The sequence below is a fragment of the Nocardiopsis sp. NRRL B-16309 genome, assembly GCF_001279585.1.
In the GTDB taxonomy this organism is placed as follows: domain Bacteria; phylum Actinomycetota; class Actinomycetes; order Streptosporangiales; family Streptosporangiaceae; genus Nocardiopsis.
Genome location: NZ_LGEC01000027.1, coordinates 122,096 through 144,039, shown reverse-complemented (window position 1 = coordinate 144,039; position 21,944 = coordinate 122,096). Strand labels below are relative to the sequence as shown.

The following is a 21,944-nucleotide window of genomic DNA, read 5'->3' as shown; positions in this document are numbered from 1 at the left end:
TCCACGCGACGTCGGGTGCGGTTCCCCCGGCGGTGTCGGCGGGCCCCCGGGCGGGGCCCCTGCCTACGCGGGGCTCGGGCGGGTCGCCTTCCCGTCCAGCCAGAGCTCGGTGGACTCGTCGCGGTGGGTGCCGTCGGTGCCCACGTGCTTGGCGCTGATCCGCGGACCCTTCTTGATGACGTGGACCAGTGCCATCGCGTGGCCGCGTCCGAGCCCGTAGTCGTCGGCCAGCCACTGGACGATGGTGCCCGCCTTGACGGACGGGGCGTCGTAGCCCCGCTCCTTGGCGAGGTCCACGAGGGCGCGCGGGACGAGTCCCGTCTTGTCCTCGATCGTGTCGAGGTAGGCCTGGAACGACATGGGAATCTCCTTCGCTGCGGTGTGATCCCCATTCTCCCGGCGGCCTACGACATTTCCGGCGGCCCCGCCGAACCGCCGCCCGATCTCGCCGCCGACCCGCCGCCCCGCCGAACGACGACCCGCTGCGGTCGGGTGCGCACCAGGGCCTACTCTGGAGCGCGAACGACCCGCGACCAGCAGGAGCACCATGCCCACGCCCGAGCCGCCGCACCCGGCGGAGACGACCGACGCGTCCGAGCCCGCCCCGGACCAGGCACGCGGCGTCGACCCGTGGGAGAAGATGCCCGAGGACGCGCTGAACGTGCCGAGCCGGACCCACCTCGACGACTCCGCGGAGGAGCCGTCCGCGGACGGGGCGACGGCGACCGCCGAGGACGCCGAGCGCCGCGAGGGCGGCGCGACCACCGAGGTAGCCGAGAACGGCGGCGCGGCGGAAGGCGACGGGACCGCCACGGACACCGAGAACGGCGCCGAGGCGTCCGGGCGTACCCCCGGATGGGCGGACTTCCTGCCCAGTCCGGTGTTCGTCCTGCTGCTGGGCCTGGCCGGGTTCGCCGGGTGGCTGTCCTGGACCGCGGTCGAGCTGGACTGGGTCGAGGAGGGCACCCCCGTCACCCCGCTGATCCCGCCGCTGCTCATCCTGCTGGGCTGGATCGTCTCCGTCGCGGTGCACGAGTTCGCGCACGCGCTCGCCGCCCACCTGGCCGGGGACCGCTCGCTGCGCGGCGGCGGCTACCTCCGGTTCAACCCCTTCACCTACCGCGAGACCTTCGCGGGACTGGTCCTGCCGGTGCTCTACCTCGGGCTAGGCGCGTTCGGCATGACGGGTCCGCCCACCTACGTCGACTGGGACCGGATCCGCACACCGGGCCGCCGCGTCGCGGTCGCGCTCGCCGGTCCGCTGGCCAGTCTGCTGCTCGCGGCCGTGCTCGCGGTGACCGTGTCGGTCCTGGTGCCTCCGGGCAACGACACCACGAACTGGGCGATCGCCGCCATGGCGTTCCTGTGCTTCGCGAACCTCACCGCCGCCCTGGTCAACCTGCTCCCGGTGCCCGGACTCGACGGGTTCGAGGTGCTGGCGGCGTTCCTCCGGGGCCGCTGGATCGGCACCGCCCGGACCAACGCGCTGTTCGGCTCGGTCGCCGTCTTCGCGGTGCTCTGGTTCCCGGTCGTCAACCAGGGCTTCTTCGGCCTGCTGTACACGCTGCTGGAGAGGATCCTGCCCAACCCGGCCGTGTCCGGCATGGTCTTCCACGGCCAGCTCCTGCTGCGCTTCTGGGGCTGACCGCGCGGCCCGGATCCCGCGGCCCGGCCCTGCGGGCCGATTCTGTGGTCCGGATCGCGCGGACCGGATCCCGAGATCTGGGGTTCCGCTCTGTGGTCCGGATCCCACGGCCGAGATTCCGCGAACTCGGTTCCGCCCCCGGCGCGCCGCCGCCCACCCGGGCGCGGGCGCGCTACCGCGCGGGCGCCGGACGGCTCGGGAACCGGCTCAGCCCGCTGTGCACGACGCCGATCACCAGCGCCAGCATGGTGCCGAACAGGTACCCGTAGTGCAGGAGGTGGCCGGTGATGACGACGTCACCGCCGGGGACGTAGGCGACCAGGGCCACCAGCGCGGCCAGGTAGCCGACGGCGAACGCCAGCGCGGGCGACTGGCGCCGGCTCCCCCAGGCCACCAGGCGGCAGACCCCGTAGAGCAGCGCCACGAAGGCGAGCAGCCCGGCTCCCGCCAGGGCCTGCGGGACCGCCCCGGCGTCCCAGTAGCGGGTGAGCCATCCCGCGCCGAACGAGCCGAGCAGCCCGGCCCCGACCCCGAGCGCCAACAGGACGGCGCAGGTGAGGACGGTCAGGACCGCTGACAGGACCCCGGACAGACGACCGGACGTCGCGGTCGCGGGCGCGGCGGCGGCCGGACCGCCCGCGTCCCCGGAACCCACCGGACCTCCCACGGCACCGCTCACCGGGCGGCTCACAGGCCCGCGAAGAGGTCGGTCTCGTACTCACCCGGGTGGAGGCGCGGCGTCGGCCCCAGGAGGAGGGTGTAGTACTCGACGGCGTCGATCTCCTGGGCGATGCCGTTGGACAGCGCGAACCGCTCACCGTCCACGGAGATCTGCGTGGCGTGGGCGCGCATCGCCAGGGTCTTGGCGGCCCAGTGGTCGGTGGCGTCCACCTGCGTGGTCACCAGCGCGTCCGGTGTGCCGCGCGCGATGTCGGACACCTGGGCGGGCGGTGTGAACGGGCCGGCTTCCTCCGCCATGCGCTCGATGACCGCCTCGATCCGCGACACCGGCTGGGCGATCGCGTAGAGCTTGCGGACCTGCCAGGGCGTGCCCGGCATCGCGCGCTCGGCGGCCTTGACACAGCCGCGGCGGGTCACCCTGTGCGCCTGGATGTGGTCGGGGTGGCCGTAGCCGCCGTGCTCGTCGTAGCCGACCACCACGTGCGGGCGGACCTCGCGGATGAGCTCGGCCAGCAGTCGGGCGGCCTCCTCCACGTCGGCGCCCCAGAACGCCCGGGGGTGGTCGTTGGCCGGACCGCCCATCATCCCGGAGTCCCGGTAGTAGCCGGCGCCGCCGAGGAAGCGGTGGTCGCGCACGCCCAGCGCGACACAGGCCTTGTCCAACTCGCCGACGCGGTACTCCCCGAGGGCGTCCTCGCGGTCGGCGGCCAGGTGCGCGAGGTCGTCGGGGATGACCTCGCCCTCCTCACCCAGGGTGCAGGTCACCAGGGTGACGCCGACCCCCTCTGCCGCGTACTTCGCCAGCGTGGCACCGGTGACGATGCTCTCGTCGTCGGGGTGCGCGTGCACCATCATGAGTCGCCTGTCCATCACGTAGCGAACAATACCGGCCACACGGGCGTGTCCCCTCGTCACCGCCCCCGCCCGCCGCGACCGCGTGCGCCGGCCGCCGCCGATCTGGGCCACAATCGGGCCATGAGCTTTCCTCGCCAACTCGCCCGAACCCGCCGCTTCACCACCGGTGTGCCGCGTGCCTTCCAGATCTCCCCGAACGGGGAGCGCGTCGCCTTCCTCCGGGGACGCGACGGTGTCGACACCGCCACCTGCCTGTGGGTCCACGACGCCGAACGCGGCACGGACGCCGTCCTGGCCGACCCGCACGCGCTCGGCGCGGACGACGAGAACCTGCCGCCCGAGGAGCGCGCCCGCCGGGAGCGGCTGCGCGAGAGCGGCGGCGGCATCGTGTCCTACTCCGTGGACGAGGCGTTCACCCGCGCGGTCTTCGCCCTGTCCGGGCGGCTGTTCTACGTCGACCTGGTGGGCGACGACGCCGACCCGCGCGAGCTGCCCGCCACCACACCCGTCGTCGACCCCCGGATCTCCCCCCGAGGCGACCGCGTGGCCTACGTCAGCGGCGGAGCGCTGCGCGTCATCGACATCGCGGGCGCCGCGGACGACCACGGTGACCGGATCCTGGCGCAGGACGACGGCGAGCACGTGACGTGGGGTCTGGCGGACTTCGTCGCCGCCGAGGAGATGGACCGGATCCGCGGGTTCTGGTGGGCACCGGACGGCTCGGCGCTGCTGGCCACCCGGGTCGACGAGTCCGCGGTCGGGCGCTGGTACGTGGACGACCCGGCCAGTCCCGAGCAGGAGCCCACGGCGCTGCGCTACCCGGCGGCGGGCACGGACAACCCGGCCGTGCGCCTGGCGGTGCTGCCGGTGGCGTCCTCCGCCGCCCACCGCACGTCCGGGCCGCCCGCTCCGGTGTGGGTGGAGTGGGACCACGAGGCGCTGCCCTACCTGCCCACGGCCGGATGGACCACGGGCCCGGACGGCAACGCGACCGTGGTGTTCACCGGGCAGAGCCGGGACCAGCGCACCCTCACCCTGTTCAGCGCCGACCCGGACACCGGGCTGGTGGCCGAGGTCCGCACGGACACCGACGACGTGTGGGTGGAGATCATGCCGGGCGTCCCGGCCCACACCTCCGGCGGCGCCCTGGTGTGGATCGCGCGGGACGCCGACGGCGGCGCGCGCCGCGTGTACGCGGACGGGCGTGCGGTCAGCCCGGCCGACGTGTACGTGCGCGGCGTGGTGGACGTGGACGGCGACCGGATCCTGTACTCGGGGTCGCCCGCGGGGCGGCCCGGGGACGTGTCCCTGTGGCTGGTGGACCTGGGCACGGGGCTGTCGGCGCCGGTGGAGCTGCCCGGCCACGGCTGTTCTCAGTCCACGGACGCCGTGGCGCACAGCGGTCTGCGGTCGGGGCGGCTGCGGGGCGACACGTTGGTCGTGCAGCACCGGTCGATGGACTTCCCGGGTGTGCGCACGCTGGTGCTGCGCAACGCGAGCACGGAGACCCGGCGGGCGGTGACCGAGATCGCCAGCCTGGCCGAGGCCCCGGACCTGCCGGACCCGCGGGTGACCACGTGGCGCGCGGGCGCGCGGGAGATCCCCTGCGCGCTGGTGCTGCCGTCGTGGTACCAGGACGGCGGGCGCCCCCTGCCGGTGCTGATGGCGCCCTACGGCGGTCCGCACGCGCAGCGGGTGCTCAACGCGCGCGGAGCATACCTGAGCGCGCAGTGGTTCGCCGAGCAGGGGTTCGCGGTCCTCATCGCCGACGGCCGGGGCACCCCGGGCGTGGGCGTGGAGTGGGAGCAGTCCGTGCACCTGGACCTCGCCGCCCCGGTCCTGGAGGACCAGGTGGACGCGCTGCGGGACGCGGCGGAGCGGTTCGACTGCCTGGACACCTCGCGGGTGGGCATCCACGGCTGGTCGTTCGGCGGCTACCTGGCGGCGCTGGCGGTCCTGCGCCGCCCGGACGTGTTCCACGCCGCGGTGGCGGGCGCGCCGGTGATCGACTGGCGCCTGTACGACACCCACTACACCGAGCGCTACCTGGGCACCCCGGAGGGGGAGCCGGAGGCCTACGAACGCAGTTCGCTGCTGGAGGACGCGGGCAAGCTGGAGCGCCCGCTGATGATGATCCACGGGCTGTCCGACGACAACGTGGTGTTCGCGCACACGCAGCGGATGTCCTCGGCCCTGTTGGCGGCCGGGAAGCCGCACACCGTGCTGCCGCTGTCGGGGGTGACGCACTCGCCGTCGGACCCGGTGGTGGCGGAGAACCTGCTGCTGTTGCAGGTGCGGTTCCTCAAGGACGGCCTGCGGGGCGAGTAGGGACGCGGAGGCGGTCCCGGGCCGGTGCCGGGCGCGAGGGGGCGCGCCCGGCACCGGTCGGCGGATCAGAAACCGGGCTGGTCCGGCTCGATCTCGGACTCGTCGGGGACCTCGATGTCCACGTCCTCGTTGAAGCTCACGTAGACCGTGGTGTCGGTGCCGGGCACCGGACCGCTGCCGAAGTCGGGCTCGGAGTAGACGGTGAACAGCAGGGGGTACCCCTCCTCGTCGAGCCACAGGTCGAAGGTGTGCTCGACCATCCCCACGCTCGTGTCCCCGGAGCCGGACACCTCCTTGCTGTAGGCGCCGGTGTAGTGGTGCCCGTTGATCCCCTCCAGACCGGCCATGCCGCCCATCTCCTCCGGCGGGTACTGGAGCGTCACCGGCGCGCCGCTCGTACCGAGGTACTCGACGCCGCTCCCGGACTCCGCCGCCAGATCGAGGTCGTCGACGAGCCGCTCACGGTAGGCGTGCTCGGTCATGGAGGGGTCCGCGCCGGGGTTCCGGTAGTACGGGCCGACCTCCGTATCCCCGGTCAGGCTGCTGATGGTCCGGAAGACCGTGTCGTCCAGCCCCGCACCGAGGTACATGACCTCCGAGGTCGCCGGGCCGGCCGGGGAGGTCTGGAGGTAGACGGGCTCGGGTTCCTCCTCGTATCGGTACAGCTGGTAGACCTCCGACCCGTCGCCGCCGACCGTCATGCCGTAGTAGGCCTCGAAGCTGGTGGCGTCCAGGGCGAGCCGCCTCGCTTGCGCGACACGGGCCGCCCCGTCGTCCACCGCCGCCTCGCCCGAACCATCGCCGCCGTCCGAACCGCCGTCCGAACCGCCGTCACCACCGTCCTGCCCCGTGTCCGTCACCGCGGCCGACGGGTCGTCCGCGCCGGGGATCGTCGGGTCCGCGACCAGCCACACCGCCACCAGGGCCGCGACCAGGACGGCGGCCGTGGCGGCGGCCGCGACGACCGGCCACCGGCGACCGCGGCGGATCCGGCGGGGTTCGGGCGCGGTGATCCCGCGCCACTCGGTCGCCAGCAGGGCGGGAACGATCTCGGTGGGCGGGACCGGGCCGAAGCCCGCCGTCGGAGCCGGTGGGGCCTCCCCCTCCGCTCCGCCGCCCTGGGGCGACGGCCGGTGGGGAGCCGGGAGGTCGTGCGGCAGCGGCTGGACACGGGTCGCGCTCCACCGCGAGGTGAGTTCGGCGAGGGCCCGCTCCGCCGTGGGGCGCCGGGCCGGGTCCTTGTCCATCGAGCGGCGCACGAGGCCCAGCAGCTCCGGCGGCACGCCGTCGAGGTCGGGTTGCTCCCGGCGGGTGCGGTGGACGAGGGCGTCGGCGGCACCGGTGCCGAAGGGGTTGCGGCCGGTGGCGGCGAAGGCCACCATGCCGCCCCAGGCGAACATGTCCGAGCGGTCCGTGGCCTCGACACCGTCGAACAGTTCGGGCGCCGCCCAGCCGGGTGTGCCGACCAGCCCGCCCGTCTTCGTCAGGGCCGTGCCGTCGACCGTGCGCGCGATGCCGAAGTCCAGCACCTTGGGGCCGGTCGGGGACATGATGACGTTGCCGGGTTTGAGGTCGCGGTGCACCACCCCGGCCCCGTGGATCGCGGACAGTCCCTCGGCGAGCCCGACCGCCAGCGCGAGCAGGACGCCGCCGGTGAGGACACCGTTCTCCCGCACGTGGCCGCGCAGTGGCAGGCCGCGCACGTACTCGGTGGCCAGCCACGGGGTCCCGGCGTTCACGTCGGCCTCGTAGAACGCCGCCGTGCAGGTGCCCCGGACCCGGGAGACCAGGTCCACCTCCCGGGCGAAGCGGGCCAGGAACTCGGCGTCGGCGGCGAACTGCGGGTGGATCACCTTCACCGCCGCACAGCCGCCCGCCTCGTCCACACCCGCGTAGACCGCGCCCATGCCGCCCGCGCCGATCCGGCCGACGACGCGGTACCGGCCCAACGCCTCGGGGTCCTGCGGGCTCGGCGGGTCGATGCCCGGCGGCAGGTGGTCTCTGTCGAACGGGGGACGTGTGGGGGTCACCTGGTTCCTCTCCTGGCCGATGTTCACTGCCCGGTGATCGTGAAGTCGCAGCCGTCCACGGGGACTCCGGCGGCGGCGACGGGGTCATAGGCGCTCAACCGGAATTCGGGGGCCTGCCCGACCGCCGACTCTCCGTCGCTCTCGGAGCAGACTCCGCCGAGGCCTTCGGGGACGGCCGGACCGTCGTCGGGCACCGCCTCGCCCGGGAGGTAGAAGACGACTCCTCGGGTCGCCGAGGGGAGGGAGGAGGTGGGGTCGGCGTCCCGGTTGGTGTCCAGGAAGGTCACCGTGAACTCGGCGTCGGGCTCCTCCGGACCGAGGGCGGCGAGCACCCCCGTGCTGCCCGGACGTCGCAGTGCGGACGCCTCAGGCGGGCCGGACGCCGTCACCAGGGCGAAGTCGCTGCTGTGCAGGCGCAGTTCGCCGAAACCGGGCAGGTACTCCGCCCGGATCGTGAGTTCCATCGCGTTCAGTTCACTGCCGGTCTCCCGGGCGTCGAGGAAGGTGAGCCGGAGCTGGTCCAGGCCCGCTGCCCCCGCCCCGCCCTCCGCCGGGGCGAGGCCGCGCACCACGGCCGGGCCTTCCTCGGCCGCGACCGGCTCCACCGCGACCACGCCGGTCTCGTAGAGGTCGCGGTACTCCTCGGGGACGTCGTCGGGCACGGTGGCGGCCGAGGTGCCGTTGGCCGCGTCGGACGTCCCGCTCCCGTCCGCCACGTCCCCGGACGTCCCGCTCCCGTCCGCCGCGTCCCCGGCCGTCCCGTCCCCGGCCTGCGCGGTCGCGTCCTCGCCGCCGGTACCGCCGTCCGCCGTGTCCTCCCGCAGCAGGACGGCCGCTCCGGACGCGGCCACCAGGGCGAGGGCGAGCACACCGCCGACGGCCGCCAGCGGACGGCGGCGCCGGACCACCCACGGCTTCCGGGGCGCGGCCAGCGCGGCCCACTCCCGGTGCGTGTCACGGTCGGGGGACCCTCCGGGCCAGGCCGCCGCCAGCAGCTCCGGCACACCGCCCGGCGCCGCCCCCGCTGGCGCGAGCATTCCCGCCAGCGAGTCGCGCAGCTCCCGCGCCGAGGGCCTGTCCCCCGGCTCCTTGCGCAGCGCGCGCTCCAGCGCACCCCGCAGGGACTCGGGCACCCCCTCCAGCGAGGGCGGCTCGGAGATCACCCGCGACGCCAGCACGTCGGAGGTGCCCACCCCGAACGCGCCCCGGCCGGTCGCGGCGAAGGCCACCAGCCCGGCCCACACGAACACGTCGGAGCGGTCCGTCGCGGCCGCGCCCCGGTACTGCTCCGGAGCGATCCATCCGGGGGTGCCGACCAGCCCGCCGGTCGTCGTCAGCGCGGTCTCCTCGACCGCTCGGGCGATGCCGAAGTCCAGCACCCGGGGCCCGACCGGCCCCAGGATGGCGTTCCCCGGCTTGAGGTCGCGGTGCACCACTCCCTGGGCGTGGATCGCGGCCAGGGCCTCCGCCACCCCCAGCGCGAAGGCGGTCAGCGCGGCGCCGGTGAGCGGTCCCCGTTCTCGCACGGACGCGGCCAGGGTGGGCCCGGGAACGTACTCCGTGGCCAGCCAGGGCACGTCCGCCCGGGTGTCCGCGCCCAGGAAGCGGGGGACGCAGGCAGAGCGGACGCGGCCCACCAGGTCCACCTCCCGCGCGAACCGGGCGCGGAACTCGGCGTCGGAGGCGAAGACGCGGTGCACGCACTTGACCGCCGCCGGCCGGCCGCGGTCGTCGACGGCCGCGTACACCACGCCCATGCCGCCGGAACCCAGCCGGCCCGCCGGACGGAAGGGGCCGAGGTGGCGGGGGTCGGCGGGTTCGAGTGCCAGCAGGCCCTCGGGCAGCACGGCAGCCATGGGCGAAGGGGAGGCGCTCATGGTGCGACCCTGTTCTGTTCGGGGGGGATCGGTGCCCATCGACCGTATAGGACACCCGCGGTAGCCGATCGGTTCGGATTCGGGCACCGCGGAGCCGCGCCCCGGTGCGGCGATCGGCGGACCGCGCCCTAGCCTGGGCCCATGCGTTCGTATGCGGTGCCGCTCGCGTTGGCGGCCGACCTGCTCTGCGTCCTGGCCTTCGTTGTGATCGGCCGGGCCGACCACGGAACCGGGACCGCCCTGGCGGGGATCGCCGGGACCGCGTGGCCGTTCGCGGCGGCCCTGGTGCTGGGGTGGCTCGTCACCCAGGCCTGGCGGCTGCCTGACCGGATCTGGCCAACCGGGGTCTTCGTGTGGGCGGTGACCGTGGCGGGCGCCATGGCCCTGCGCCTGGCCACCGGTGAGAACGCGCCGCTGAGCTTCGTCGTCGTCACGTCCGTGTTCCTCGCCGCGACCATGCTGGGCTGGCGGGCGGGTCTGCTCTTGGCGCGCAGGACGCGACAACGCACCGGCTGAGGGGGAAGACTGGGGCGGCCCCTGTTTTCCTCCCACCAAGGAGTCGCCATGGCGGACCCCGCCACCATCGCCATCGCCACCGCCGCCGCCACGGGTCTGGCGACCGTGTTCGGCCAGAGGGCCACCGACGCCACCATGAACCTGGTCAACAAGCTCGCGCTGGCACTGTCCCGCCGCTTCGGCGACAGTCCCGAGGCCCAGGAGGCGCTGGTGGCCGCGCGCTTCGAGGGCCCGGAGCAGGCGCGGGCCATCGAGACCGTCGCCGAGCACCTGGAGCGGGCGGAGCGGTCCGACTCCGAGATCGCCGACCTCGTGGCCCGGCTGCGCCCGCTCGTCAGCGCCCAGGACGGGTCGTCGGTCACCAACCACGTGGGCGATGTCGGCGGCCACGCGCAGGTCGTCCAGGCGGGCGACATCGGGCACATCGACATGAGGCGTACGTAAGCTGGACGGGATGAACGAGCACGACGAGACCCGCGAGGTCGGTGTGGGCCCCTGGGCGGGTCCCTGGCCCGACGGCGACCACTACGACCCCGTCCTGCTGGCCGAGGGCGACCGGCGCAACGTCGTCGACCGCTACCGGTACTGGCGCCGCGAGGCGATCGTCGCCGACCTCGACGCCGTGCGCCACCCCTTCCACGTCGCGGTGGAGAACTGGGAGCACGACTTCAACATCGGGTCCGTCGTGCGCACCGCCAACGCCTTCGGGTGCGCGGCCGTGCACATCGTGGGACGGCGGCGCTGGAACCGGCGGGGCGCCATGGTCACCGACCGCTACCAGCACGTCCACCACCACCCCGACCCCGCGGCGCTCGTGGCGTGGGCCGAGGCGTCGGGCCTGCCGCTGATCGGGATCGACAACCTGCCGGGCGCGGTCCCGCTGGAGACCTACGCACTGCCCCGCGAGGCGGTCCTGGTGTTCGGCCAGGAGGGCCCCGGGCTCTCGGAGGGCGTGCGCGAGGTGTGCGAGGCGGTCCTGTCCATCGCGCAGTTCGGGTCGACCCGCTCTATCAACGCCGGGGCGGCCGCGGCGGTGGCGATGCACGCCTGGGTCCGCGCGCACGTGTTCGACCAACCGGTCGCGGACATGACGAGGGCCACCCCCGCGACCCCGGTTCCGTAACCGCGCCGTGATCTACGATGTGGGCAAGGCCCCCTACCAGAGAGTGCTCGGATGAGTTCGACCGTCACGTCCACAGCCCGCTTCGCCACGATGGACGACGTGCCCGGGATCGCCCGTGTCCTGAGCCGGAGCTGCCACGACGACCCGCTGCTGCGGTGGCTGTTCCCCGACGACCACCTGCGCATGGCCCGCACGCGCCGCTTCTTCGCCCTGGTGTCCGGGTTCGGCTACGTGCCCGCGGGCGAGACGCGCGTGACCACGATGTCGGACGGCCCCGAGGACTCCCCCACCATCCGCGCGGCGGCGCTGTGGGCACCGCCGAACAGCAACCCCGAGGGCCGGCTGGTGGCGATGCGCGCGTGGCCGCACTGGGCGTCCCTGGTCGGTCGCGGGAACCTGGCGTCGTTCGTGCGCGTGTTCGCCGAGTGGAAGCTCGCCGCACCCCAGGAGCCCCACCTGTACCTGGCCGCGCTCGGCGTGGATCCGGCGGTCGAGGGGCGGGGCGTCGCGGGCGCCCTGCTGAACGCCGAACTGGACCGGGCCGACTCCGAGTCGCTGCCGGTGTTCACCCAGACGCTCGACGCCACGTGCGTGGGCTTCTACGAGCGCTTCGGCTTCGACGTGGTGCGCGAGGTCGACCACCCGGGTCTGGGCACCACGACGTTCCTGCGCCGCGACCCCGCCTGACGCCCGTCCGGGCGGATCCGGGAATTCCGCCCTCTCGTGATGATTCCGTGATCTACCATGAGCGATGACCCAGCAGCCCATGGACCAAGGGAAGAGGCATCGCGTATGCCCCCCACGTCGACGGCCGAGGCCGTCCGCACCGCGACCATGAACGACGTGCCGGGCGTGGCACGGGTGCTCGGCCGCGCCTTCGCCAACGATCCGCTCCCACGCTGGCTGTTCCCGGACGACGACACGCGCATGGCCCGCACGGTCAGGCTCAGCGCCATCGTCGCCGGATTCGGCCACGTCCCCCGCGCCGACGCCTCGGTGGTGGACGCCCGGGAGGGCACCACGGACGCCTCCGGCGCCACGGCCGCCCCGGTGATCCGGGGCGCCGCGCTGTGGAACCCGCCGGAGGGCGGTTCCGAGGTCACCTCCTTCCTCGTGCGCTCGCTCCCCCACCTGGCCGCGCTGGTCGGCCTGCGCCGCGTCCCCGAGGTGGTGCGCTACCTCGGCGAACTGGCGCACAGCAGGCCGGAGGAACCGCACTGGTACCTGTCCATGCTCGGCACCGACCCGGTCGCGCGCGGCACCGGCGTGGGTTCGCGGCTGCTGCGCGCGGGCCTGGCCCGGGCGGACGCCGACGGCGTGCCGGTGTACCTGGAGACGATGAACTCGGCCAACCTCGGCTACTACGAGAAGTTCGACTTCCGGGTCGTGCGCGTGCTCAACGACGCGCGCTACCCGTCGACCTACTGCCTGATGCGCGGTTCGGCGGCCTGAGCACCCCGACGGTCACGGGGCGAGACGGCCGCCCACGACGGCCGCCGCGCCCCGCCCGTAGTCGGCGGCGCTCAGCCCGGGGTCCCAGGCCCGTTGCAGGATGAATCCCTGCACGATGCCGAGGACCACGCGGGCGACCGCCGGGGAGTCGACGTCGGCGGAGACCTCTCCGGCGGCCCGCGCCAGGTCGACGCGCTCGCGCAGGGCGGTGAGCACGACCTCCACCCCCTCGTGCAGGGCCTCGCCCAGGACCGGCTCCCTCAGGGCCTCGCCCCACGCCTGCACGGCCAGGCGGGTCCGGTCGTCGGCCCGGTCCAGCGCCTCGATCGCGGCGGGCAGTCCGGCCACGAGGTCGGGGAGGGTCTGGCCCCGCCCGACGGACGCGCGCACCGCCTCGCCGACGGCGGTGACCGCGTCCAGGGAGATCGCGGCGATGATGTCGTGCTTGCCCCGGAAGTAGTGGTAGACCGCGCCCGGGGACAGGCCCGCCTCCGTGATCACGTCCCGCATGGACGTGCGGTGGAAGCCCTCGCGGGCGAAGCACGCGGCGGCCGAGGTGAGGATGTGCTCGCGCCGCTCGGTCAGGTAGGCGTCGGTGACTCGTGGCATGCCCACATCATAGAACGAACGTTCGGTCTTGACAGACGTCCGGCGCGCCAGGATGCTGAAAAAGAACGAACATTCGATTTGGGAGATGTGATGGACACCGACGTCCTCATCGTGGGGGCCGGCCCGACCGGACTCGCCCTCGCCGCCCGGCTCCACCGCCTCGGGGTGGGGGTCCGCGTCATCGACAAGCACGCGGGCGTCCTCGAACTCACCAAGTCCGCCGCCCTGCACGCCCGCACCCTGGAGCACCTGCGCGACCTCGGCGTGGTCGACGCCGTCCTGGCCGAGGGCCGGCGCGTCGACGTGCTGTGCCTGCGCACCGGGCACCGCGACCGCCTCGCCGTGGACTTCCGCACGCTCGCCGACACCGCCTACCCGTTCATGGTCGACATCCCGCAGGCGCGCACCGAGCACCTGCTCATCGACCTGCTCGCGGACCAGGGCGTGCGGGTCGAGCGCGGTACCGAGTGCACCGGCGTCGAGCAGGACGCGGACGGGGTCCGCGCCACGGTCGTCACCGGTGGACGCACGGCCACCGTCCGTGCGCGATGGCTGGTCGGCTGCGACGGGGCGCACAGCACCGTGCGCGGGCTCCTCGGGATCGAGCGCGTGGGCGCCCCCTACGCCGACGACTGGGTCCTGTGCGACGCCGTCGTGGACTGGCCGCTGCCCCGCAACGAGATGACCTTCTCCGGCGACACCGAGGGCATCTTCGGCGTCTTCCCGCTCCCGGGCGAGCGCCGCTACCGGCTGGCCTACACCGCCACCCCCGGCGTCGAGCCGGACCTGCGCGACGCGCAGAACGCCATGGCCCGCACCGGCATCGAGGGCACGATCCGCTCGGTCGACCAGTTCTGGACCTTCTCGCTGGCCCACGAGCAGGCCGTCCGCTACCGGAGCGGACGCGTCTTCCTGGCCGGGGACGCCGGACACGTCCACACGCCCTTCGGCGGCCAGGGCCTCAACCTCGGGATCGGCGACGCGATGAACCTGGCCTGGCGGCTGGCCGCCGCGGCACGCGGCGACGCCGGCGCCCTCGACTCCTACCAGGACGAGCGCCACCCCGTGGCCGCCCAGGTGATCGCCTTCACCCACCGCGGCGCCCAGATGATGCTGCTGCGCGGCGACCCGCGCCGCCACGTGCGCGACGCGGCGCTGACGGTCCTCCGGTCCTCGCCGCGGGCCCGGCGCGCGCTGGCCCGGCGCTTCTCGCAACTCGACCACGGATACCGGCGCGCCTCCGGCACCAGCGGACGGGTCCGCGGCCTGGCGGGCGGCGACCGGCTGCCCGACCTGGCGTTCTTCGACGGAAGAGCGAACCGCCCCCGGCGCCTGCACGCGTTGCTGCCGGACGACCGCCACACCGTCCTGCTCACCGATCCGGCCCAGGCCGAGGGGCTGGCCGTGCCGGACTCCTGCGCGGTGCGCGTGCTCACCCCCGACTGGGCGCGGGCCGAATCCACCGGAGGCGTGCCGACCGCGCTGGACCGGGGGCGGGAGGCGGCCCGGCTGTACGGCGCCGCCTACCTGGTCCGCCCCGACCGGCACCTCGCCTACGCCGGACCGGCCGCCGGGCTGTCGGCGGCCCTGGCCCCGCTCGCGCGTCTCGGGGAGGTCCGATGAGGGCCCCCGTCGTGACGCTCCCGCTCGGCGCCTCCACCGCCTACGCGGTGCGCGGCGAGCGCACCGTGCTCGTGGACACCGGGTTCGCGGGCGGGGAGGGGCGCCTGCTCGGCCGCCTCACCCGCGCCGGGGTGGACCCGGGTTCGGTCTCGCTCGTGGTGCTGACGCACTGCCACCCCGACCACGCGGGCGGCGCGGCCCGGCTCGGGCGCGAACTCGGGGTCCCGGTGGCGGTCCACGAGGCCGAGGCGCACTGGGCCGAGGCCGGGAACAGCGTGCTCTACCATCCCCTGAACACGTTCGGGCGGCTGCTCGCCCGCACCCTGGACACGCGCTTCCCCGCCTTCACCCCGGACCTGGTCCTGGCCGACGGCACGGCCCTGGACCGCTACGGGGTGCCGCTCGACGTCCTGCACACCCCGGGCCACACCCCCGGGTCGATCACGCTGCTGCACCGCGAGAGCGGCGACGCCCTGGTCGGGGACCTCCTGGCCGGAAGCATGGTCCGCCGGGACCGCCCCGGCCTCCCCTTCCTCGCCCAGGACATCGAACAGCTGAGGGACAGCGTGCGCCGCCTGCTGGGCGAGGGACCCCGGCGCCTGCACTTCGGCCACGGCCGCCCCGCCGCCCTCCCCGCGTCGCGCCGCCGGATCGAGAGGATCGCGCACCCGCCCGAAGCGCCGACCAGAAGTTAGCCTTTCTCGGTACCATCAGGGACATGGACACGCAGCTTCAGCTCCCCGAAGACGTGCGTGCCGCGCTCGAAGCGGCAGCCATGGAAGACGGGAACACTGTCGATACAGAACTGGTCACCGCCGTCACGGACTTCCTTGAGCGTCGCCAGGCTCAGAGGGTCCTGGAACGCGTGAAGATGACCACTGAGCGCGATGCTTCCCTGTTGGCACGGCTGGCCGAGTGAACGGCAGCGGCAGCGGCAGCGGCAGCGGCAGCGGCAGCGGCAGCGGCAGCGGCAGCGGCAGCGGCAGCGGCAGCGGCAGCGGCAGCGGCATGATCGTCTACCTCACCCGGGAGAACGTCCTCCAGATCGCCTAGTACGCTCTACCCTCGGTGGAGCTACGTGATGAGACGCAACTCCTCTCTGCCTTGCAGCGCCCACGGGCTTCCGCGTTCGAGGAGGATGCCTACCCGGACGTATGGGAGAAGGCTGCCGCCTTCTGCAGGCCATCACCATCGGCCATCCGTTGGTCGACGGAAACAAGCGCCTCGCTTGGCTGAGCACGGACGCCTTTCTCAGCCTCAACGGGGTGGACTTCGACTACACCGACGAGGATTCCGCTTACGACCTGGTCATCGCCGCCACGACAGGTGAACTGGTCGAAGTCCGGGAGATCGCCGAACAGCTCAGGAAGCTGGCGGAGTGGCCCCGGGAGGAATGAGCGGGGGCCGCCCTCCCGAAGGAGGACGGCCCCGGTGCGACGGGTGGGCGTCAGCCGACGCCCTTGCTGAGCGAACCCAGCAGGTCGCGGTTGAGCTGGGAGATCGTGTCCAGCGGGATCCCCTTCGGGCAGACCGCGGCGCACTCACCGATGTTGGTGCAGCCGCCGAAGTCCTCCTCGTCGTGCTGGTTGATCATCTTCACCACGCGCGAGGCACGCTCCGGCTGGCCCTGGGGGACCATGCCGAGGTGGGTGACCTTCGCGGCGGTGAACAGCATGCCGGAGGCGTTGGGGCAGGCCGCCACGCAGGCGCCGCAGCCGATGCAGGTCGCGGCGTCGAACGCGCGGTCGGCGTCCGGCTTCGGGATCGGGTTGGCGTGGGCGTCCGGGGCGGTACCCGTCGGGGCGCTGATGTAGCCGCCCGCCTGGATGATCCGGTCGAACGCGCCCCGGTCCACGACCAGGTCCTTGATGACCGGGAAGGCCTTGGCCCGCCACGGCTCCACGGTGATGGTGTCGCCGTCCTTGAAGCTGCGCATGTGCAGCTGGCAGGTGGTGGTGACCTCCGGGCCGTGCGCCTCGCCGTCGATCACGACGCCGCACGCACCGCAGATGCCCTCGCGGCAGTCGTGGTCGAACGCGACCGGGTCCTCGTTCTCCAGCGTGAGCTTCTCGTTGAGAACGTCGAGCATCTCCAGGAAGGACATGTCCGGCGAGACGTCCGTGAGCTTGTAGGTGACCATCCGGCCCTCGTCGTCACGGCCCTTCTGGCGCCACACGCGCAGGGTGATGTTCACTTGTAGCTCCGCTGCTTCATCTCGACGTACTCGTACTCCAGGTCTTCCTTGTGGAGTACGGGCTTGCTGTCCTCGCCACCGAACTCCCAGGCCGCGACGTAGGCGAACTCGTCGTCGTGACGCAGCGCCTCGCCGTCCTCGGTCTGGCTCTCGGCGCGGAAGTGGCCGCCGCAGGACTCGCGGCGGTGCAGGGCGTCGATGCACATCAGCTCACCGAGCTCCAGGAAGTCGGCCACCCGGCCGGCCTTCTCCAGGGCCTGGTTGAGCTCCTCGTTCTCACCGAGCACCTTGACGTCGCGCCAGAACTCCGCCTTGAGCGCGCGGATGAGCTCGATGGCCTTGGACAGGCCCTCCTCGCTGCGCTCCATGCCGCAGTACTCCCACATGATGTGGCCGAGCTCCTTGTGGAAGGAGTCGACCGTGCGGGAGCCCTGGATGGAGAGCAGCTTGTCGATGCGGGAGGTGACCTGCTCCTTGGCCGCGACGGCCTCGGGGTGCGCCTCGTCGATCGCCTCGAAGGGACCGGCGGCCAGGTAGTCGTTGATGGTGTTCGGCAGGACGAAGTAGCCGTCCGCAAGACCCTGCATCAGCGCGCTGGCGCCCAGGCGGTTGGCGCCGTGGTCGGAGAAGTTGGCCTCACCGGTCACGAACAGGCCCGGGATGGAGCTCTGCAGGTCGTAGTCGACCCACAGCCCGCCCATGGTGTAGTGCACGGCCGGGTAGATGCGCATCGGAACCTCGTAAGGGTTCTCGCCGGTGATGCGCTGGTACATGTCGAACAGGTTGCCGTACTTGGCCTCGACGGCACTGCGCCCCATGCGCTCGATCGCGTCGGCGAAGTCCAGGTAGACGCCCAGACCGCCGGGGCCCACGCCGCGGCCCTCGTCGCACACGTTCTTGGCGGCACGGGAGGCGATGTCACGCGGCACCAGGTTGCCGAAGGCCGGGTAGATGCGCTCCAGGTAGTAGTCGCGCTCAGCCTCGGGGATCTGCCGCGGGTCGCGGTCGTCCCCGCCCTTCTTCGGCACCCAGATGCGGCCGTCGTTGCGCAGCGACTCGCTCATCAGGGTCAGCTTGGACTGGTACTCGCCGCTGACCGGGATGCAGGTCGGGTGGATCTGCGTGTAGCAGGGGTTGGCGAAGAGCGCGCCCTTGCGGTGCGCGCGCCAGGCGGCGGTGACGTTGCAGCCCATCGCGTTGGTCGACAGGAAGAAGACGTTGCCGTAGCCGCCGGTGGCCAGGACCACCGCGTCGGCGAAGTGCGTCTCGATCTCGCCGGTGACCATGTCGCGGGCGATGATGCCGCGCGCCTTGCCGTCCACCACGATGACCTCGAGCATCTCGTGGCGGGTGTTCATCTGGACGGTGCCCGCGGCGACCTGGCGCTCCAGCGCCTGGTAGGCGCCGATGAGCAGCTGCTGGCCCGTCTGGCCTCGCGCGTAGAAGGTGCGGGAGACCTGCACGCCTCCGAACGAGCGGTTGTCGAGCAGGCCGCCGTACTCACGGGCGAAGGGCACGCCCTGGGCCACGCACTGGTCGATGATCTCGACGCTGGTCTGGGCCAGGCGGTAGACGTTCGACTCGCGGGAGCGGAAGTCACCGCCCTTGACCGTGTCGTAGAACAGCCGGTAGATGCTGTCGCCGTCGTTGCGGTAGTTCTTCGCCGCGTTGATGCCGCCCTGGGCCGCGATGCTGTGCGCGCGCCGCGGGCTGTCCTGGTAACAGAAGGACGTGACGTTGTAGCCGGCCTCACCCAGGGTGGCGGCGGCGGAGGCACCGGCGAGGCCGGTACCGACGATGATCACGGAGAGCTTGCGCCGGTTCGCGGGGTTGACCAGCTTGGCCGAGAAGCGGCGCTTGTCCCAGCGCTCGTTGATCGGCCCCTCGGGGGCCTTCTCGTCCCGGATCGGGGCGCCCTCGATGTAGAGATCGTTGTCAGACAATTAACTCACCAGTCCAAAGGTGACCGCCAGGGGCGGGAGCAGGAAGCCGACGGTCACGACCAGCGAGATGCCCACGGCGATCGCGTTGATCGTCCCCTGCCGGCCGGCCTTGTTGACACCGAGCGTGGCCAGGCCACTCCAGATGCCGTGCCGCAGGTGGAAGCCGACCGCGATGACGGACGCCACGTAGAACAGCGTCACGTACCAGAACTCGGGCTGGAAGCCGTTGACGAGCCGCTCGTAGGCGCTGTCGGACCGCCCGCCGGGCGCGATGTCGTTCGTCGTCAGGTGCAGGATGTGGAAGATCACGAAGAGCGCGACGAGCACACCGCCCCAGCGCATCGTGTAGGACGCGTAGGTGCGCTGCACCCGCTTCTTCACCTGGTAGCGCTCGGACGCGGGACGTGCCCTGCGGGCGCGGCCCCACAGCGTCACCGCGGCGTAGATGTGGATCAGGACGCTCGCCAGGAGGACGAGACGGAAGATCCACAGGAATCCGCTCTCGGGCAGGAGGGGGTATCCGAGCTCGCGCAGCGAGTGCGCGTAGCCGTCGAAGGCCTCCTGGCCTGAGAAGACCTTCAGGTTGCCGTACATGTGCGCGATCAAATACAGCACAAGGATCGCCCCGGTGACCGCCATTGCTGACTTGAGCGCCACCGTGGACCCGTAGGCCGTAGACCGCTTCTTGGTCAAGGTACTGTTCGCCACAGTCTGCCACTTTAAATTTGAGTTAAGTCCGACGTCCAAGTCATCAGGACCCTGGTGTCCATAGCCGTAGGCTATGAAGCATGCAGTTCCAGCAGCTCGCCTACTTCGTCGCTGTGGCCCGCACACGCCATTTCACCCGCGCAGCCGAGCTTTCGCGCGTCGCCCAGCCGAGCTTGAGCAAACAGATCCGCAGCCTTGAGCGCGAGTTGGGCGCGCCGTTATTCAGTCGTGCCCGGGGGAATATCACACTCACGCCGGCGGGCGAGGCGCTGTTGCCGCTGGCCCAGCGCATGCTCACCGACCTGGAGACCGCCCGCCGCGAGGTGGCGGAGCTGGCCGGCGTGCGCCGGGGGCGGGTGCGCCTGGGCGCGACCCCGTCACTGTGCGCGGGGCTGCTGGCCGACGTGCTCTCGGACTTCCATACCCGCTTCCCCGGCATCGAACTCCAGGTGGAGGAGAGCGGGTCGCGCGATCTCGTCCGCGACCTGGGGCGCGGTGAGCTGGACCTGGCCCTGATCATCCTGCCCCTGCAGAGCAGTGACCCGGACTTCTCCACGACGCCCATCCTGCGGGAGAACCTCGTGGTGGCCAGCCCCAAGTCCCAGCCCTCCCCCAACGGCCGCGCGTCGATGCGGATCACGGAGTTGGAGGGGCGTCCGCTGGTGATGTTCCGGCGCGGCTACGACGTGCGGGAGGCGACGCTGCGCGCGTGCCGGGCGTCGGGGTTCGAGCCGCTGCTGGCCGTCGAGGGCGGGGAGATGGACGCGGTTCTGCGGTTCGTGGAGGCGGGGCTGGGGCTGGCCGTGGTCCCCAGCATGGTGCTGAAGAACCGCCACGGCCTGCGCGGCACCCCGCTGGCGCGCCCGCGCCTGCTCAGGACGGTCGCGCTGGCGCGGCGCAAGGACGTGGTCCCCTCGCACTCGGCCGAGGCGTTCCAGCGCCACCTCTACGAGTACCTGTTGGGGCTGACCCCGGAGCAGCTGGGCCCGGACCTGGAGGTGCTGATCACCAGCGCCGACGCCAGGGGCGGCGACGGCCCCCTGGGAGAGCGCGACGCGTCCGGCGCGGACGGAGGGTCCGGCACCCGTGACACGAGCGGTGAACCCGGCACGGGCGGCGGGACGAGCGGCGCGGGCGGCGGCGCCGGGTCGGCGGGCTCCTGAGGCCGTCGACCCGGGGGCGGGCCCGCGGACGCCCTCCCCGGCGCGACGGACCGAATCCCAACGGCCACATCCATTACCATTCGCCCCCCATTGCCACAAAACACTCAGAACGTGAAATACCGCCACGAACAATGACTCTTGCCGACAAATAAACGTGCAAGAGTGGCCTATTTCACATTCATATCTCTCCCGTTCCCCCTCCAACGGGACGTGACCGTGATCACAACGCCCTAGCGTTGCGTTGCAGACCGGTTCGCTTCTGCTTCTCCCTCAGCCGTCCAGCACACGCGGAGAGCAGCCACGGCCACCAGCAGCGGTCCCGCGTCCCGCCCGCATGGCCGAGGCACTCTCCACAGGAGGTGGAGACCACGGTGACCTCGACTGACAGCACGCGCCCCGGCGGCGGCCGGGTGCGCATCCCCCAACGCACACTGCGCACCGACCAGTGGTGGCTGGGGCCCGTCCTCACGACCCTGGGGCTGGCCGCCTTCCTCGTCTACGGCGCGGTGCGGGTCTTCCAGCAGGACCACTACTGGGTCCAGGAGCACCACTACCTGACCCCGTTCTACTCACCGTGCCTGGCACAGCAGTGCGCGCCGGACGCGGCACTCTTCGGACGGCTGCCCTTCGAGTTCCCGTTCTTCCTGCCCTACGCCTTCGTCAGCCTGCCGATCCTGCTGCTGTTCAGGGTGACCTGCTACTACTACCGCAAGGCCTACTACCGCTCGATCTGGCAGGCGCCCACGGCGTGCGCCGTGCGCGAGCCGCACCGCGCCTACACCGGCGAGACCCGGCCGCTGATGCTGCCGCAGAACGGCCACCGGTACTTCTTCTACGCCGCCTTCGCCATCTCACTGATCAACACCTGGGACATGGCGGTGCCCTTCTTCCACGGCACCGACGGCGGGTTCGGCCTCGGGGTCGGCAACCTCGTCATGCTCGCCAACGTGGTGCTCCTGTGGGGGTACACACTCAGCTGCCACTCGTGCCGCCACGTGTTCGGCGGGCGGCTGCGCAGCTTCGGCCGCCGTCCCGTCCGGTACTGGCTGTGGTCGCGGGTGTCGGTGCTCAACAACCGGCACATGTGGTTCGGGTGGCTGAGCATCGCGTCCCTGATGATCACCGACGCCTACATCGCGCTGGTCGCCAGCGGCACCATCACCGACCTGAGGATCATCAACTGAGCACCGGGGAAGG

At 72.6% G+C, this 21,944-nt stretch carries 23 protein-coding genes; 14 read left to right on the top strand and 9 right to left on the bottom strand.

Annotated features, from left to right (window positions below):
* Positions 1–63 precede the first annotated feature (63 nt).
* The gene (locus ADL05_RS05290) at positions 64–360 is read right to left on the bottom strand and encodes a DUF4287 domain-containing protein (protein ID WP_053615724.1); all 297 of its coding nucleotides are present in this window, start codon (positions 358–360) and stop codon (positions 64–66) included.
* Positions 361–547: 187 nt separating this feature from the next.
* On the opposite strand from ADL05_RS05290, the gene ADL05_RS05285 reads away from it, so the two are divergent.
* A complete protein-coding gene (locus tag ADL05_RS05285; RefSeq protein WP_053615723.1) occupies positions 548–1,645 on the top strand; it encodes a site-2 protease family protein in 1,098 nt (365 codons plus the stop codon).
* 172 nt (positions 1,646–1,817) lie between these two features.
* On the opposite strand, the gene ADL05_RS05280 is transcribed toward ADL05_RS05285, so the two are convergent.
* Positions 1,818–2,300: a hypothetical protein gene (locus tag ADL05_RS05280; RefSeq protein WP_231640607.1), complete on the bottom strand. Its 483-nt coding sequence runs from the start codon at positions 2,298–2,300 to the stop codon at positions 1,818–1,820.
* Between the two features lie 32 nt (positions 2,301–2,332).
* Positions 2,333–3,199 (bottom strand): N-acetyl-1-D-myo-inositol-2-amino-2-deoxy-alpha-D-glucopyranoside deacetylase, encoded by an 867-nt coding sequence (gene mshB, locus ADL05_RS05275; RefSeq protein ID WP_197285690.1) that lies wholly within the window; start codon positions 3,197–3,199, stop codon positions 2,333–2,335.
* A 102-nt stretch (positions 3,200–3,301) separates the two neighbouring features.
* Here mshB and ADL05_RS05270 point away from each other — a divergent pair, with 102 nt between their 5' ends.
* Positions 3,302–5,509, top strand: a complete 2,208-nt coding sequence (locus ADL05_RS05270; protein ID WP_053615721.1) for a prolyl oligopeptidase family serine peptidase — start codon at positions 3,302–3,304, stop codon at positions 5,507–5,509.
* Positions 5,510–5,574: 65 nt separating this feature from the next.
* On the opposite strand, the gene ADL05_RS05265 is transcribed toward ADL05_RS05270, so the two are convergent.
* A complete protein-coding gene (locus tag ADL05_RS05265) occupies positions 5,575–7,539 on the bottom strand; it encodes a serine/threonine-protein kinase (RefSeq protein ID WP_053615781.1) in 1,965 nt (654 codons plus the stop codon).
* 23 nt (positions 7,540–7,562) lie between these two features.
* Positions 7,563–9,416, bottom strand: coding sequence for a serine/threonine-protein kinase (locus ADL05_RS05260; RefSeq protein WP_231640606.1), 1,854 nt, complete (start codon positions 9,414–9,416; stop codon positions 7,563–7,565).
* 141 nt (positions 9,417–9,557) lie between these two features.
* On the opposite strand from ADL05_RS05260, the gene ADL05_RS05255 reads away from it, so the two are divergent.
* The 5 genes from ADL05_RS05255 (at position 9,558) to ADL05_RS05235 (ending at position 12,507) form a co-directional block, all read left to right on the top strand.
* Positions 9,558–9,932: a DUF3054 domain-containing protein gene (locus ADL05_RS05255; protein WP_053615719.1), complete on the top strand. Its 375-nt coding sequence runs from the start codon at positions 9,558–9,560 to the stop codon at positions 9,930–9,932.
* 48 nt (positions 9,933–9,980) lie between these two features.
* Entirely contained in the window at positions 9,981–10,376 is a 396-nt protein-coding gene (locus ADL05_RS05250; RefSeq protein ID WP_053615718.1) for a hypothetical protein, read from the top strand.
* 10 nt (positions 10,377–10,386) lie between these two features.
* On the top strand, positions 10,387–11,055 hold the full coding sequence (locus ADL05_RS05245) for a TrmH family RNA methyltransferase (protein ID WP_053615717.1): 669 nt from the start codon (positions 10,387–10,389) through the stop codon (positions 11,053–11,055).
* Between the two features lie 51 nt (positions 11,056–11,106).
* Positions 11,107–11,742 carry a GNAT family N-acetyltransferase gene (locus ADL05_RS05240; RefSeq protein WP_053615716.1) on the top strand — a complete coding sequence of 212 codons (636 nt, stop codon included), beginning with the start codon at positions 11,107–11,109 and terminating at the stop codon, positions 11,740–11,742.
* A 105-nt stretch (positions 11,743–11,847) separates the two neighbouring features.
* Positions 11,848–12,507 carry an N-acetyltransferase gene (locus tag ADL05_RS05235; RefSeq protein WP_053615715.1) on the top strand — a complete coding sequence of 220 codons (660 nt, stop codon included), beginning with the start codon at positions 11,848–11,850 and terminating at the stop codon, positions 12,505–12,507.
* Between the two features lie 12 nt (positions 12,508–12,519).
* On the opposite strand, the gene ADL05_RS05230 is transcribed toward ADL05_RS05235, so the two are convergent.
* On the bottom strand, positions 12,520–13,116 hold the full coding sequence (locus ADL05_RS05230; protein ID WP_053615714.1) for a TetR/AcrR family transcriptional regulator: 597 nt from the start codon (positions 13,114–13,116) through the stop codon (positions 12,520–12,522).
* 90 nt (positions 13,117–13,206) lie between these two features.
* On the opposite strand from ADL05_RS05230, the gene ADL05_RS05225 reads away from it, so the two are divergent.
* From ADL05_RS05225 to ADL05_RS31550, 5 genes are all read left to right on the top strand, one after another.
* On the top strand, positions 13,207–14,739 hold the full coding sequence (locus ADL05_RS05225) for an FAD-dependent monooxygenase (protein ID WP_053615713.1): 1,533 nt from the start codon (positions 13,207–13,209) through the stop codon (positions 14,737–14,739).
* Complete coding sequence (locus ADL05_RS05220; RefSeq protein WP_053615712.1) at positions 14,736–15,434, top strand: MBL fold metallo-hydrolase; 699 nt, start codon at positions 14,736–14,738, stop codon at positions 15,432–15,434. Before ADL05_RS05225 ends, ADL05_RS05220 begins: the two co-directional genes overlap by 4 nt.
* A 23-nt stretch (positions 15,435–15,457) precedes the next feature.
* Positions 15,458–15,658 (top strand): hypothetical protein, encoded by a 201-nt coding sequence (locus tag ADL05_RS05215; RefSeq protein ID WP_053615711.1) that lies wholly within the window; start codon positions 15,458–15,460, stop codon positions 15,656–15,658.
* Positions 15,655–15,792 carry a hypothetical protein gene (locus ADL05_RS31555; protein WP_231640605.1) on the top strand — a complete coding sequence of 46 codons (138 nt, stop codon included), beginning with the start codon at positions 15,655–15,657 and terminating at the stop codon, positions 15,790–15,792. The genes ADL05_RS05215 and ADL05_RS31555 overlap by 4 nt, the downstream gene beginning before the upstream one ends.
* A 149-nt stretch (positions 15,793–15,941) precedes the next feature.
* Positions 15,942–16,136 (top strand): hypothetical protein, encoded by a 195-nt coding sequence (locus tag ADL05_RS31550; RefSeq protein ID WP_231640604.1) that lies wholly within the window; start codon positions 15,942–15,944, stop codon positions 16,134–16,136.
* Between the two features lie 50 nt (positions 16,137–16,186).
* On the opposite strand, the gene ADL05_RS05205 is transcribed toward ADL05_RS31550, so the two are convergent.
* The 3 genes from ADL05_RS05205 to ADL05_RS05195 are packed head-to-tail and all read right to left on the bottom strand — an operon-like array spanning position 16,187 to position 19,533.
* Complete coding sequence (locus tag ADL05_RS05205; protein ID WP_053615710.1) at positions 16,187–16,933, bottom strand: succinate dehydrogenase/fumarate reductase iron-sulfur subunit; 747 nt, start codon at positions 16,931–16,933, stop codon at positions 16,187–16,189.
* Positions 16,930–18,876, bottom strand: a complete 1,947-nt coding sequence (locus ADL05_RS05200; RefSeq protein WP_053615709.1) for a fumarate reductase/succinate dehydrogenase flavoprotein subunit — start codon at positions 18,874–18,876, stop codon at positions 16,930–16,932. The genes ADL05_RS05205 and ADL05_RS05200 overlap by 4 nt, the downstream gene beginning before the upstream one ends.
* Positions 18,877–19,533 (bottom strand): succinate dehydrogenase cytochrome b subunit, encoded by a 657-nt coding sequence (locus ADL05_RS05195; protein ID WP_082376124.1) that lies wholly within the window; start codon positions 19,531–19,533, stop codon positions 18,877–18,879.
* A 131-nt stretch (positions 19,534–19,664) separates the two neighbouring features.
* Between ADL05_RS05195 and ADL05_RS05190 the strand changes: the two genes are divergently transcribed.
* Together ADL05_RS05190 and ADL05_RS05185 are read left to right on the top strand one after the other, a co-directional pair.
* Positions 19,665–20,747, top strand: coding sequence for a LysR family transcriptional regulator (locus tag ADL05_RS05190; RefSeq protein ID WP_231640603.1), 1,083 nt, complete (start codon positions 19,665–19,667; stop codon positions 20,745–20,747).
* Between the two features lie 371 nt (positions 20,748–21,118).
* Entirely contained in the window at positions 21,119–21,931 is an 813-nt protein-coding gene (locus ADL05_RS05185; RefSeq protein WP_053615780.1) for a hypothetical protein, read from the top strand.
* Positions 21,932–21,944: the final 13 nt, after the last annotated feature.